The following is a 14585-nucleotide window of genomic DNA, read 5'->3' on the forward strand; positions in this document are numbered from 1 at the left end:
AATAGAGCAGTTTTATCACTTAAGCCACTGTCCAACTTTCTGGATCCATTTCTGAGCTTGAAAGGCAACCAACTGCTAAAAGTGGCAGTGAGGAGAAAAAAACAGGTCGCAACTGTCGGATCTTGGCCTGTTCAATACCTGCTGACAACAGAAACATAAGAAAAGCCCAAGGCTGGGCTGTACATATCTAGTAAAGTGCCGGAGGCTATGGAAAAATACCGCGCGCCTGCCCAATACCCGCCTGTAATTTCGCTTGCTTGTCGTTGCTGTGGAGACAATGAACAGGTTCTTAGGCCTTTATAAGCAGCCTTCAGGTAGAATACGTCGTAAGGGGACGACAGGAGGGCATTTTTCGGATTGCCCGTGTCATAACAAGGCTATACAGCCTTATTGAGTCAGGAAAGTAAAATGGATAGACAAGAGAAGTCGTTGGCTATGACTGTGCTGATGACGCCGGATATGGCGAATTTTTCCGGCAATGTGCACGGCGGCGCGCTATTAAAGCTATTGGATCAGGTGGCCTATGCCTGCGCGGCGAAGTATTGCAAAAACTATGTCGTGACTGCATCGCTGGACCATGTGTTCTTTAGGCAGATGATCAAGGTTGGTGAACTGGTGACTTTCTCCGCACATGTCAATTACGTGGGACGCTCCTCGATGGAAATCGGCGTCAAGGTCGAGGCCGAGAATCTGATGACAGGAGAGACGCGGCACACCAACTCCTGCTACTTTACCATGGTGGCCGTCGATGAAAACGGCAGACCTCAGGAAATACCGAAACTACAGCTAGAGACCGAAGTGGAAAGAAGATTATTTAAAGCCGCAGAAATGCGCAAAAAAATGCGCCAGGAATTCATGGAAAAGAGCCGGGCGTTACATGTAGATTTACCAAAGAGTGAATTGTGACTGTGGGTATACAAGAGAATTACGAACAACTGCCGTTAAAGCATTTTGCCGAGAAAGCTTACCTGGATTATTCCATGTATGTGATTTTGGACCGGGCCCTGCCGCATATTGCCGACGGCCTGAAGCCGGTGCAGCGGCGCATCGTTTATGCGATGTCGGAGCTGGGCCTGACGGCGGCGGCGAAATACAAGAAGTCGGCCAGAACGGTCGGCGACGTGCTCGGCAAGTACCATCCGCACGGCGATTCGGCCTGCTACGAAGCCATGGTGCTGATGGCGCAGGATTTTTCCTACCGTTATCCGTTGATCGACGGCCAGGGCAACTGGGGTTCGCCGGACGATCCCAAATCGTTCGCGGCCATGCGCTACACCGAATCGCGGCTGACGCCTTATGCGCAGACCTTGCTGAGTGAGCTGGGGCAGGGCACGGTCGACTGGACCGATAACTTCGACGGCACGCTGAAAGAGCCGGTTTTACTGCCGGCAAGATTGCCGAACGTGCTGCTGAACGGCACGATGGGCATCGCCGTCGGCATGGCGACCGACATTCCGCCGCACAACCTGCGCGAAGTAGCCAATGCCTGCATCGAGTTGCTGGATGATCCCGATTGTCCGCCAGACGCTATTTTCAGGCATATCAAAGGCCCCGATTATCCGACCGACGCCGAAATCATCACGCCTGCCGAAGAGATACGGAAAATGTATGTCAGCGGCGGCGGTTCGATCAAGATGCGCGCCAAATACGAGCTGGAAGACGGCAATATCGTTATCACGGCCCTGCCGCATCAAGTATCAGGTGCCAAATTGATGGAACAGATCGCGGCGCAGATGCTGGCGAAAAAACTGCCGATGATCGAGGACTTGAGGGACGAATCGGACCATGAAAATCCGACCCGCCTGTTGGTCATACCGAAATCGAAACGGCTCGATGTCGAGGCGGTCATGTCGCATTTGTTCGCGACGACGGATCTGGAAAGAAGCTATCGCGTCAATATGAACATGATCGGCCTGGACGGCCGGCCGCAGGTCAAGGGGCTGAGGGACATCCTGGCCGAATGGCTGTCGTTCCGTACCGAAACAGTCCGGCGCAGGCTCCAGCACCGGCTCGACAAGGTGCTGGCCCGGTTGCATATTCTGGACGGCTTACTAATCGCCTATCTGAACATCGATGAAGTCATCGCCATTATCCGCAATGAAGACAATCCCAAGCCGGTGCTGATGGCAAGGTTCGGGCTCAGCGACCTGCAGGCCGAGGCGATTCTCGAATTAAAGCTGAGACATCTGGCCAAGCTGGAAGAAATGAAGATCCGCGGCGAGCAGGATGAGCTGGAAAAAGAGCGGGCCGCGCTGGAGAAGACCCTCGGCTCCCAAAAATTGCTGAACCGCCTGATCAGGAAGGAACTCGAACGCGACGCCGAGAAATACGGCGACGACCGCCGTTCGCCGATCGTCGCAAGGCAGGCCGCGCAGGCGCTGGATACGACCGAGCTGATAGCCAATGAGCCGTTGACGGTGATTCTGTCGCAGAAAGGCTGGATCAGGGCGGCCAAGGGCCACGACATCGACGTGAGCAGCCTGAGCTACCGCTCCGGCGACGGTTTTCTCGATGCGGTCAGGACCCGAACGACCCAGCCGGTTTATCTGCTCGATTCGACCGGCCGGGCTTACAGCACGTCGGCGCATGATCTGCCGTCGGCCCGAACCCAGGGCGAGCCGCTGACCGGGCGCCTTAATCCGCCGGCCGGCGCCTACTTCACGCATCTGCTCGCCGGCAATCCCGATGACTGGTTTGTGCTGGCCAGCAACGCCGGCTACGGCTTCCGTGTGCAGCTCAAGGAACTGTTCAGCAAGAACAAGGCCGGCAAGTCACTGATTGCGCTGCCGGATGGCGCCAAGGTGTTGAAGCCGGCACGGGTAGCCAACGAATCCGACCTGCTTGCGGCCGTTACGATGCAGGGCCGTTTGTTGGTCTTTCCGGTGGCCGAACTGCCGGCGCTGGCGAAGGGCAAGGGCAACAAGCTGATCCAGATCCTGGCTTCGGATCTGGCCGCCGGCAAGGATGAAGTGATCGCGGTGATTACGCTGCCGGAAAACGGTCAGCTGAAAGTGCTGGCCGGAAAGCGCCATTTGACGCTGAAACCGTCTGATATCGAGCATTATTCAGGCAGCCGCGCCAATAGAGGATCGGCTTTGCCGAGAGGCTTTCAGCGGGTTGATGGTTTGGAGTGTGAGTAAGTTCGCTGCCTAAAACATGAAACCTGAAACCACGAGGACGCGAAGTTCTATTCTTCGTGTCCTCGTGGCAGATGAATTTTTGCAGTTAATACCTTCGGTTATTTCTGACCGGTGTGATGGCAAACATGATCAGAAATCCGATACCGGCAAAGAGAGTCAGCCATTTTGTCATGCCATATAACCGGCGCAGCTTGCGGTTGGCTTTCTTGATAATCTTGAATTCGTCCAGATAAATCGTTTCACAAGCGCCGTTGCCGGTGTCGTCCCGGATGACGCTGGTGCCGCGCTGAAAGCCGCTGGCTTTATTGGAATAGCTCGCCAGGACACCTTTCAGCCGGATATGATCGCCGGGTTCGGCACTCATCAGGGCTGTTTTGACTGCGTCATCATCGGTCAGCAGATGATTGTTGGACAGTGCATTCATTTTGAAAAGCGCACCGATTGAGGCATCGGGCCAGGACGCCCAGCAGGTCCAGCTGTCATTGCTGAACGTCATGCTTTTGTAAACGCCTGACTCGACATTCTCGCCCCAGATTACGCAGAGATCACGCAGATTGATGAAATCCTTCCAACGTTTGTGATGCCAGATATCACTGAAATCATCGGCATCATGATAGCCGACAACGACGCCGTCGAGCTCATAGCTGAATTTGGGATTGATTGTGTATTCCTGTCCATTGACCTGCAGCGTGAAAGCCTGATCGGAAGCCGGCGTTTGCACCGGTTCTTCGAGCTGATCCAGATCGTAATACGAAGGATCAGGCAACGTGTCCTTATAAAAATAAGTCGCTCCCATCACCAATACGCTGAGCATGAAAAGCCATTTGAACAGGGATTCAAAAACGGAAGAGAGGAGCATATTGGATTTCTGTATTAGAGGAACCGGATTTCTTATGATGCCAGTGTGCCCACTGGCAAATGCAATGCCCGTTTCTCAAGAGACAGCGCCGCTTCATGCAAGGCTTCTGAGATGGTCGGGTGTGCGTGTATGGTTCTGGCCAGATCTTCGCCGCTGGCCGAGAATTCCATAGCCAGTGCGGCTTCGGCAATCAGCTCGGAGGCATGGGCGCCAATGATATGAACGCCAAGTATGGCATCGGTTTCGGCATGGGCAATGATCTTAACCATCCCCTCAGAAATGCCCATGGCATGAGACCGGGCGGCCGCGCTTAACGGGAAAGTTCCGATCTTGATGCGCTCACCTATGGCTCTTAAAGCCTGTTCGGTCTGGCCGACCCAGGCAACTTCAGGTTCGGTATAAATAACGCAGGGCAGGAGTTCGTAATTGATCGGGTTGTGAACGCCGGCAATCTGTTCGGCGACGAAGACGCCTTCCTCTATGCCCTTATGGGCCAGCATGGGGCCGAGCGAAGTCAAATCACCTATCGCATAAACACCAGGCAGGGTGGTTCTGCAGTTTTCATCGACATGCACGAAGCCATTTTCATCGAGCATTAAATTGGCTTCCGCGGCGATCAGGTTTTCGGTATTGGGTTTTCTTCCCGAGGCAACAAGCAGTTTGTCTACACGCAGGCAATGCAGACCTTCACTATCCTGATATTCGACAGTAACTTTTTTATGGCCTTTTTTGGTGGAAATGACCCGCGCTCCCAAACGCATTTCCAGTCCTTGTTGCGTATAGATGCGATAGGCTTCGCGTGAGATTTGCTGGTCGGGCAGCGTTAAAAAATTTTCCTGCGCTTCCAGCATAACGATTTCGGAGCCGAGTTTCTTCCAAATGCAGGCAAGCTCCAGACCTATGACACCGGCGCCGATAATGCCCAGCTTTTTGGGTGCGCTGTCAAGGCTTAAGGCGGTTGTGGAGTCAATGATGAATTCATTATCGATCGGGGCGCAGGGTAGACAGATCGGGGATGAGCCGGCGGCCAGGATAATATTTTTGGCCTTAATGATGGACGATGACGAAGGGTCTACAGGGGTAATTTCCACTTCGCAGGCATTGAGCAATTTTGCCTGGGCATGGATACGGGTAATTTTGTGATGGTTAAATATATCGACGATTTTATTGCTGAGCGTTTCGATGATTTTGTCCTTGCGTCGCATCATCTGGGAGATGTCCACTGAAATATTTTCAGCATGAATGCCATGTCTGCTCATCTCATGGTTCAGCAGATGATAAATTTTTGCCGACTCGAGAAGGGCTATAGCGGGGACACAGCCGGCATTAAGATAAGTGCCGCCCAGGCTGCTCTGGCGTTTGTTATTGCTCCAGTTATCGACGCAGGCCGTTTTCAAGCCGAGCTGCGCGCATCGGATGGCGCTGACATAACCAGCCGGCCCTGCGCCAATGACGACGACATCGTAATGAGATTGTAGCTTTGACATAATAAAGCCTTCTTAAATATTAACTGATGTTACGCAGTAAGTTGAATACAGATCGGTTTGGCTAAAGTATCGCTAGCGCGAAGGTTTGGTTTAATCGGGTTTATCGCACCCGAGGGCGAGTGCCTTTCTTTTGCGTCGCCTCGGCAATTGCTCCTGCATTTCCTCGCTCCCACGCTCCTGCGTGGGAACGTATACCGGGCTTGGATACGACGTGCCGCTCTCAAAGCTCGGTATCGGTTCCTACGGAGGACCATGGGAACCAGGGACCCAGCGTTGGCGGCGTCGAATGCTGGGTGTTCTCGCCGAAAGCTGCGGTGCTCGGCGCGGCAAACGGGATAAAATCGTCCGACATAACATCAGATATTAAGAAGCAGATGGGCGGGAGCTTCCAGGCATTCTTTAATCGTCACTAAAAACTGCACGGCATCGCGTCCGTCGACCAGGCGGTGATCGTAGGACAAAGCCAGATACATGATTGGCCGGATGACAATCTGGCCGTTTTCGACAATCGGGCGCTCCTTGATGGCATGCATGCCCAATATGGCGCACTGCGGCGGATTCAATATCGGCGTTGACAGCATGGAACCGAAAATACCGCCATTGGTAATGGTGAATGTGCCGCCTTTCAGGTCCTCGTAGCCCAGTGTGCCGTTACGCGCTTTTTCTCCGTAATCGGCGATGCTTCTCTCAATGCCGGCGAAATCGAGCTGATCGGCATCGCGCAGAACCGGTACGATCAGGCCGCGCTCTGTCGTAACAGCGATGCCAATGTCATAGTAGCCGTGATATATAATATCGTTATCGTCAATGGAAGCGTTCACAGCCGGAAAACGCTTCAAGGCTTCGATGGAAGCCTTGACGAAAAATGACATGAAGCCCAGCTTGATATGGTGCTTTTCTTCGAAACGGGCTTTGTACTGATTGCGAAGATCAATAACGTTTTGCATATTGACTTCATTGAAGGTCGTCAGCATGGCTGCATTTTGCTGGGCCTGCAGCAGGCGCTCGGCAATCCTCGCTCTCAAACGCGTCATTGGAACTCGTTGTTCCGGACGTAGATTCATAGCAGGCATTGCCGGCTCGGCTGGCTTGACTATCTCTGGTTTAGCCGTTGTTTCCTGCCTGATGGGCTCTACGGGCGCGGTTTCCGGTTTTGACGGTTCGATTTCAGCTGCAGGCGGTTTGTGGCTTTCCAGATAATCTAGCACGTCGGTTTTAGTGATGCGGCCATTTTTGCCCGTGCCTTTTATGCCAACGGGATCGATATTATTTTCCAGAATCAGTCGACGTACCGAAGGGCTGAGCGCAGGATGCGCTTCACTGCCAGGTGCGCGTGTTTCAGGTTCGGCCATTTCAATATCCTCAACGGCCTGTATTTTGCCGGCTGTCTGTGCTTGAGCGGCTTGAGGCTCGAGCACGGCCAGTACTTCGCCGGCAACGACTATCGAGCCGTCTTTCTTGCGTATTTCACGCAGAATGCCTGAGTCCGGCGCGGGTACCTCAAGAACCACTTTATCCGTTTCCAGATCGACCAGGTTTTCGTTTTTATCGACCAAATCGCCGGGGCGCTTGTGCCAGGTAGCCAGTGTGGCGTCTGAAACCGATTCGGGCAGGTTGGGGACTAGGACTTCAATGCTCATGTTATTTTCCTGATGACTTACTGTATAAGGCCGATTCTACGACGGCTTTTTGTTGTTCTATGTGGACGCGGAAATTCCCCACCGCAGGGGCTGCAGACGCCTCTCTGCCACTGTAACTCATAGTGACATGCGCAGGCAGACTATCTGCGAAATGATGTTTGGATTGATACCAGACGCCTTGATTCTGAGGCTCCTCCTGACACCAGACGAATTCTTTCATGGCCGGATACTTCGTCAGTTCCGCTCTGAAGGCTTCGATGGGGAAAGGATACAATTGTTCTATGCGCGTGATGGCTACATGTTTCAGATTGTCTTTGTCCTTGCGGCGCGCTTCGAGCAGATCATAGTAAACCTTGCCGGAGCATAAGATAAAGCGCGTAACTTTTTTCGGATTGATCGGGTCCTGTTCGCCGATGATAGTCTGAAATTGCCCATCGGTCAGGTCTTCCAGCGTGGAAACGGCGAATTTATGCCTGAGCAGGCTTTTGGGCGTCATGACAATCAGCGGCTTTCTGTAAGGCCTGATCAATTGCCGGCGCAGCAAATGAAATATCTGTGCCGGCGTGGTCGGATTGCAGACCTGAATGTTGTGTTCGGCACACAGCTGCAGATAGCGTTCAAGTCGGGCGGATGAGTGTTCAGGTCCCTGGCCTTCGAAACCGTGCGGCAGAAACATGACCAGACCGCTCAGCCGGCCCCATTTGGTTTCTCCGGAACTGATGAACTGATCGATGACGACTTGCGCGCCATTGGCAAAATCGCCGAACTGCGCTTCCCAGATGACCAGTGTATTCGGTACGGTGGAACTGTAGCCGTATTCGAATCCCAATACGGCCGCTTCGGACAGCAATGAATCGAAAATCTGCGTCTGGCCCTGATCCTTGTCCAGATGTTTCAGCGGCGTGTGGGTTTTGCCGTTGAGCTGATTATGCAAGACGGCATGGCGATGGAAGAATGTGCCCCGGCCGACATCCTGGCCGGTCAGGCGGACATTATATTTTTCCATCAGCAAGGTCGCATAAGCCATGTTCTCGGCAAATCCCCAGTCCAGAGGCATGGCGCCGGCAGCCATTTTACGGCGGTTATCCATAATTTTAGCGACGCGCGGATGTAGTTCAAAGCCGGCCGGCAGCCGCTGCATGCGATCGTTGCAGAAGCGAATGTGGTCTATCGAAACGGAAGTGTCGCAGGGGGTGTCCCATTTTCCGTGCAGGAACTGATTCCATTGCGTGGTATATGAGTAATGGTTGTGGTCCAGCACAGGCCGGGAAACAACCTGGCCGGCATCAAGCTGCTTCTGATACTGCTCTTCCATTTCGGCAGCCTGTTCCTCCGTAATGACGCCTTCACTGATCAGGCGGTCCGCATAAAGCCGCCGCGTGGTTTTGAGTTTGCGGATTTTCTTGTACATGCGCGGCTGAGTGGCCGAGGGCTCATCGGCTTCGTTGTGGCCGAGGCGACGGTAGCAAATCAGGTCGATGACGACATCTCTGTTGAAAGTCATTCTGAAATCAAGCGCCATTTTAGTGACAAAAATGACGGCTTCGGGGTCGTCTCCATTGACGTGGAAAACCGGCGCCTGAATCATGCTGGCCACATCGGTGCAATAGAGGGTGGAACGCGCGTCCTGCGGATTGCTGGTGGTAAAGCCGATCTGGTTGTTGATGACGATATGAATCGTGCCGCCGGTAGAAAAGGCCCGGGTTTGCGACATGTTCAGCGTTTCCATGATGATGCCTTGTCCCGAAAACGCGGCATCGCCGTGGATCAGCACTGGGATGACCGCTTTTTCGCCGTCCGCGCCGGCCCTGTCCTGACGTGCTTTTACCGAGCCTTCCACGACCGGATCGATGATCTCAAGGTGCGACGGGTTGAAAGCCAGCGTCAAATGCAGCGGTCCGCCAGGCGTGGCAATGTTGGATGAAAACCCCATGTGATATTTGACGTCGCCGGAAATGACACCGGGCGATAGCTTGGGCAGGCCGGCGAATTCGTCGAATAAAATGGCGGGACTTTTGCCGAGGACATTGATCAGCACATTCAGCCGGCCTCTATGCGCCATGCCGATCACGACTTCTTTAACGCCTTTTTCCCCGGCTCTCTGGACGAGTTCGTCGAGAACCGTAATCAGCGATTCGCCGCCTTCCAGTGAGAAGCGCTTTTGGCCGACAAATCGTGTATGCAGATAGTTTTCTATGCCTTCAGCTGCAGTCAGCAGCTTCAACAGCCAGCGCTTTTTTTCGGGTTCTATCGCTAAAGTCGATTTCGGGCTTTCCAGATGATTTCTTATCCAGCGTTTGATTGTCGTATCGACAATATGCATGTATTCGGTGCCAATGCTGCCGCAGTAAATCTCTTTCAGGCTGGTTATGATGTCGCGCAGCGGTAACCGGTCAATGCCCCGCAGCATGTCGGCATCGAACAGAGTATCCATGTCGGGCGCGGACAGTCCGTAATAAGCTGGATCAAAATCGGGAGGCGGGGGCGTTGTTTTTCCCAGCGGATTGTTTTGAGCGATTTGATGCCCGCGGACGCGGTAATGGTTGATGAGCCGGGCAGCGGCTGATTGCTTTTTGACGCTTTCTTCCGTGAACCCTTGCAATTCGGCCAGCCTGCCTTGAGATTTAATCGCGAGCTGTGCAAAGCGTTTTACGATGGGACTGTGGGCCGCTTCATATTCGACACCGTCGTGAATGGCGCTGAATTCTTTCTGCCAGCTGGGGTCGACCGACTCAGGGTCTTCCAGAAACTTTTCATACAGACTTTCAATGAAACTGGCATTGCTGCCATAGAGGCCGGAAGAATCTTGAAAAAGTTTTAGCAGCTTACTCATTAGTATTATCCAATTTATTCAAAACGGGTTTTTAAATTTCCACCCTATCCGCAGTGGTATAGTACTTGGTTAGATATTGTCTAGCCAAAGTATGGTTCATTTTATTAGTGGCAAAGGCAATCATAAAGTTTCATCTGCTTGTTGTTGAGATAAAAATATGAGAGACAGAAAATATGGTAATTAGAGTTCATTATTCAAAATCGGAAAGCATGTCTCTGTGCCTGAGATGATAACAGTGCGGCATGCCAAGCGAATATTATTAATTGTCAGCATTGTAATCGTCCTGCTTTCAAGTGGGCTGTACTTTTCATAAAGCCGGATGTCAAAAAGACGGATGCGCCACTGTCTGATGCAAACGTTAATGCTTCAGCTAAAGCGGAAATAATAGATGAATATACACAAAGAGCAGCCAGTAATAATTGAGCCTGTGGACTTGTCCAAAGTTGTTAATAATACGATCGGGCCAGAAGCTAAAACCAACCGGCTAGTATTAAAGTTAAGGGGAAAGTAAAAAGGCAACCAATAATAGTTAAACAAAAAGCGCAACAAAAAACAGCATGTCCCAATTGTTAATAAAAATGTTTCCCGTGCTTTATCGACTCATGGGGTTAATAATAAGTCTGTCGGAGAACTAAATCTACTGGTTAGTGTCAATAAAACAAAAGCAGTAGGCATTTATTATTTTACTGAATTAAACGAATTAAAAGGTCGGACGCTCTGTCATGAATGGCTAGATAATAGAAAGACTGCTTTAATAACGGATAAATATCTTAGGTAATAGATGGAGGGCAACCAGCAGCAAGTTATTTACTGATAAAAATGCAGGTAATTGAGGCGTTAGACTTAATTGATGAGCTAGGGCATATATTAAATTAAAAAAGCTTTAAGATTATTATTAACTTAGTGTTGCAGGCTAAGAATTAAAAAATTATAGGGTTATAAATGATTATTTAAGATTAATCTAAGTAATTCTTACTATTTATAGTATTAGGTAATCATGATATGATTGCAATATATTTTTATTATTAGGAGCTAAAATGACCCAATCCCAGTATCAGAATCTTAAAACGACAGAGTATCAAAATCTCACTGAAAATGAATTGCAGACTCTTATTGAAAAAGCCGAAAAAGCATTAAAGACTAAGCAGGCAAATAAACGTAAGGAAGTTATCGCTCAGATAAAAGAACTGGCGGCATCAATTGATGTTGCCGTTGAAATTTATGAAGGTGATAAAAGGTCTGCTCGCAAAGGCGTTAAGGTGCCTGTTAAATACCGTCATCCCCAAGATCCTGAAAAAACATGGACTGGCCGTGGAGTGACGCCAAAATGGATGCAGACTTTGATCGATGCCGGCCATGATCGTTCTGAATTTGAAGTTTGATTATCCAAGTTCAGGCAGATATTTTCCGGTCCGGGGCACAAGGCAAAATAGCGCGGTTTTTGCCTTGTGCCAGTGGTTTTAATCAATAAAACGTTTTGTTAAATCCCCATAATCATCAATTCTTCGGTCGCGCAAATAAGGCCATATTCGTCTGACGCGCTCAACTCTTGAGCTGTCAAGATCGGCGGTCAGCAGCTTTATCTCCGATTCGTTGGCATGAGTGATTATTTCCCCTTGGGGGCCTGCGATAAAGCTATTGCCCCAGAAATTTATGCCTTTATCCGAATCAGGCGCTTTCTCAAAGCCGATGCGATTGCAGGATATGACCGGAATGCCATTGGCTACAGCGTGCGCGCGTTGAACGGTGACCCAGGCATCCAGTTGGCGCTTGTGTTCTTCAGGCGTATCCAGAGGGTCCCAGCCTATTGCGGTAGGATAGATCAATAGTTCTGCGCCAGCCAGAGCCATCAGTCTTGCCGCTTCGGGAAACCATTGATCCCAGCAGATCAATACGCCTAGTTTGCCGATTGAAGTCTGGATCGGTTTGAAACCAATATCGCCTGGCGTGAAATAATATTTCTCATAGAAGCCAGGATCGTCGGGAATATGCATTTTCCGGTATTTACCGGCGATACTGCCGTCCTTATCAAAAACAACAGCGGTGTTGTGATAAAGTCCCGGCGCTCTTTCTTCAAAGATGGTTGAAACGATAACGATCTCCAGCTTTTTAGCCACTGCCGATAGGACTTCGGTTGTGGGGCCGGGAATAGGCTGGGCAAGAGCGAAGGTATTATGATCTTCGTTCTGGCAGAAATAAGGCCCCAGATGCAGTTCCGGCAGTACGGCCAGGTCTGCGCCTGCAGCGGCCGCCTCATGGATTTTCTCAATGGAAAATTCAAGGTTAGTCTGTCTGTCTTCATTGCAGGGCTGTTGAACAGCGCTGACGATTAATTTTGATTTCATGATGAATAAATTTGAATGGGTTTTGACAATAGTATTATTTTACAACGATTTAAAAATAGGCAGTAGCGCTATTCGGGCTCAGTGAAAGCCGAAAGGTCACTAAGGCAAAGGTTGTCCTGCGGCAATTTTGCTTATTTGACGGTCATGAAGACGGCTTAACGTTACGATTGCCGAAACTGCGCCGGCCAACGCGAAAGCCATGTCGGACTGCGTATCCCACATATAACCTTGTGTGCCTAAAAATGATTCGGCAGCTTCTTTGCTGACTAAGGCAACGAACCATTCAATAAGTTCGTAAAATGCCGATATGGCTAAACAGATACAGATAATGAGGAAGTTTAGCCATTTACGACCTGCCACGACTTGATTCCTGATTAATATCTCGCGGGCTACAATGGCCGGGATAAAACCTTGGGCCAGATGGCCGAGTTTATCGTAATTATTGCGTTCCAATTCGAAGGTCACTTTTAGCCAATTAAATAGCGGAACTTCGGCATAAGTATAATGGGCGCCTATCATCAGGATAATGCTGTGGATCAAAATCAGGTTGTAGGTGAGGCGAGTCAAAGGGAAACGCCGGCGTGTCGCGATAAGAATGATCAAGGCGATCAGAGCGGGTGCGGTTTCAAGTAGCCAGGTAAAATAATCTTTGGGATTGATAGCCGACCAGATCAGTACCGAAAAGAATATTGCCATCCAGGTTTTAGTCATGGCTGGAGTTTTGTCTATCTAAATGCGGTACATTTGCAGATTCATAAAAAATGACGCCTATATGATTAATATGATCAATAAGATGGGCATTATTTATTCGACTGAAGAGTGAAATATCAAAACAATAAGGTAAAAACAGGTCTTCGAGCTCAAAATTTACCCTGTCAATAACGCTTGAATTTAATTTATGCCCTTTTAACGCAAGATCGATATCCGAGCTGTCTTTATAATTGCCTTTCGCCCGAGAGCCGTAGAGTATGACCTGTTCTATTTCAGGATGGCCGGCAAAAACGGCATTTATCTGTGCTATGGTTTGTTTTTTGAGACCGTACTTCATGTTTTATGATTGTGCCTTAAATAAACTCGCTCATATAAAGTATTTATGGCTTTGAATGAGCTCTTGTACTTCAAGTTCATTTAAATCGTTTTATTATGTAACGGGCTTCATCAATAATATAAGCATCCGAATATATATCGGACGCTTATACTTAATTACCGCTGAGAATTACGGTTTGAGCATTAGCCGATAACAGCAAACGCTTTTTCAGGAAACTGCATGGTCATGCAATGCAAGCTGCCGTATTGATGCACCAGCGGCCGGCATGGCGTGGCGATAATCTTGTGATGCGGAAAACAGCCGGCCAGCCGTTCCAGGGCAACGGCATCCATCGGGTCGTCATAGACAGGCGCCATGAGGGCATGATTGATAATCAGGAAATTGGCGTAATTGGCCGGCAGGCGCTGGCCTTCTTCGTCAAAGATCGGTTTAGGCATCGGTAGCGGCACCAGATTATAGGCTTCATTTGCTTGCGTGCGGAAAGCCTGCAGCTGAGATTCCATGTTTTTCAAACTTGCGTAATGCTTGTCTTCAGGATCATTGCTGCTGGTATAGGCGATAGTCGTGGCTGAGCAGAAACGAGCCAGTGTATCAATATGGGCGTCAGTATCGTCGCCGGACAGATTTTCCTGGTCCACCCATAATATTCTTTCGGCGCCGAAGTACTGTAACAGTCGCTGTTCAATGTCCTGTTGCGACAGTTCTTTGTTTCTGTTCGGGTTCAACAGGCATTGGCGCGTGGTCATGATCGTGTCAATGCCATCGCTTTCAACGCTGCCGCCTTCGAGGATGAAGTCTATGTCGGCATAATCCGCATTCTTGAACGGACTGTAGTTTAATAAGGCATGGTTCAGCGCGTTATCGCGCTGGTGCGGGTATTTGCCGCCCCAGCCGTTGAATCTGAAGTTGAGCAATTTCGGGTGGTTGTTTTCTTCTACGGTCAGAAAAACGGTATCCCTGACCCAGATGTCATTTACCTCGGCGTGAAGGAAGATGATATTGCCGTTGTTTTTGATTAAAGACTGAATATGCTGCTGATGGGCGTCATCCTTGCAGACGATAAATAAGCGCTGATACTGGCTGATCGTTTCGGCAATAAAACCGTAGCTTTGTTCGACAGCATCGAGACGATTGCTGAAGTCGCCGGTTGCATGCGGCCAGGCGATTAATACGGCGGACTGTTTTTCCCATTCGGCTGGAAAGCGGATCATTGATTTTGGTACCTTGTGGTTG

General features: G+C 50.1%; 11 protein-coding genes. 3 read left to right on the top strand and 8 right to left on the bottom strand.

Annotation, left to right across the window (positions count from 1 at the left end; genetic code table 11):
• The first annotated feature begins 408 nt into the window (after positions 1 to 408).
• Positions 409 to 906, top strand: a complete 498-nt coding sequence (locus IT781_RS12285; protein WP_194970456.1) for an acyl-CoA thioesterase — start codon at positions 409 to 411, stop codon at positions 904 to 906.
• Positions 907 to 908: 2 nt separating this feature from the next.
• Complete coding sequence (gene parC / locus IT781_RS12290) at positions 909 to 3140, top strand: DNA topoisomerase IV subunit A (protein WP_194970492.1); 2232 nt, start codon at positions 909 to 911, stop codon at positions 3138 to 3140.
• An 85-nt stretch (positions 3141 to 3225) separates the two neighbouring features.
• Here parC and IT781_RS12295 read toward each other — a convergent pair whose 3' ends face one another.
• From IT781_RS12295 to IT781_RS12310, 4 genes are all read right to left on the bottom strand, one after another.
• Positions 3226 to 3999 carry a hypothetical protein gene (locus IT781_RS12295; protein ID WP_194970457.1) on the bottom strand — a complete coding sequence of 258 codons (774 nt, stop codon included), beginning with the start codon at positions 3997 to 3999 and terminating at the stop codon, positions 3226 to 3228.
• A gap of 32 nt (positions 4000 to 4031) precedes the next feature.
• Positions 4032 to 5486, bottom strand: coding sequence for a dihydrolipoyl dehydrogenase (lpdA, locus tag IT781_RS12300; RefSeq protein ID WP_194970458.1), 1455 nt, complete (start codon positions 5484 to 5486; stop codon positions 4032 to 4034).
• Positions 5487 to 5842: 356 nt separating this feature from the next.
• Positions 5843 to 7126 carry a 2-oxoglutarate dehydrogenase complex dihydrolipoyllysine-residue succinyltransferase gene (odhB, locus tag IT781_RS12305; protein ID WP_194970459.1) on the bottom strand — a complete coding sequence of 428 codons (1284 nt, stop codon included), beginning with the start codon at positions 7124 to 7126 and terminating at the stop codon, positions 5843 to 5845.
• Position 7127: 1 nt separating this feature from the next.
• Positions 7128 to 9959, bottom strand: a complete 2832-nt coding sequence (locus IT781_RS12310; protein ID WP_194970460.1) for a 2-oxoglutarate dehydrogenase E1 component — start codon at positions 9957 to 9959, stop codon at positions 7128 to 7130.
• A 1037-nt stretch (positions 9960 to 10996) separates the two neighbouring features.
• Between IT781_RS12310 and IT781_RS12315 the strand changes: the two genes are divergently transcribed.
• The gene (locus tag IT781_RS12315) at positions 10997 to 11341 is read left to right on the top strand and encodes an H-NS family nucleoid-associated regulatory protein (RefSeq protein ID WP_194970461.1); all 345 of its coding nucleotides are present in this window, start codon (positions 10997 to 10999) and stop codon (positions 11339 to 11341) included.
• Between the two features lie 78 nt (positions 11342 to 11419).
• Here IT781_RS12315 and IT781_RS12320 read toward each other — a convergent pair whose 3' ends face one another.
• The 4 genes from IT781_RS12320 to IT781_RS12335 form a co-directional block, all read right to left on the bottom strand.
• Positions 11420 to 12304, bottom strand: a complete 885-nt coding sequence (locus IT781_RS12320; protein ID WP_194970462.1) for a carbon-nitrogen hydrolase — start codon at positions 12302 to 12304, stop codon at positions 11420 to 11422.
• 99 nt (positions 12305 to 12403) lie between these two features.
• The gene (locus tag IT781_RS12325; protein WP_194970463.1) at positions 12404 to 13015 is read right to left on the bottom strand and encodes a DUF2238 domain-containing protein; all 612 of its coding nucleotides are present in this window, start codon (positions 13013 to 13015) and stop codon (positions 12404 to 12406) included.
• Positions 13008 to 13352, bottom strand: a complete 345-nt coding sequence (locus IT781_RS12330) for a nucleotidyltransferase domain-containing protein (protein WP_194970464.1) — start codon at positions 13350 to 13352, stop codon at positions 13008 to 13010. The genes IT781_RS12325 and IT781_RS12330 overlap by 8 nt, the downstream gene beginning before the upstream one ends.
• Positions 13353 to 13534: 182 nt before the next feature.
• Entirely contained in the window at positions 13535 to 14563 is a 1029-nt protein-coding gene (locus tag IT781_RS12335) for an agmatine/peptidylarginine deiminase (RefSeq protein WP_194970465.1), read from the bottom strand.
• Between the last annotated feature and the right edge of the window lie 22 nt (positions 14564 to 14585).

The organism is Methylobacter sp. BlB1 (assembly GCF_015476545.1).
Lineage (GTDB): Bacteria > Pseudomonadota > Gammaproteobacteria > Methylococcales > Methylomonadaceae > Methylobacter.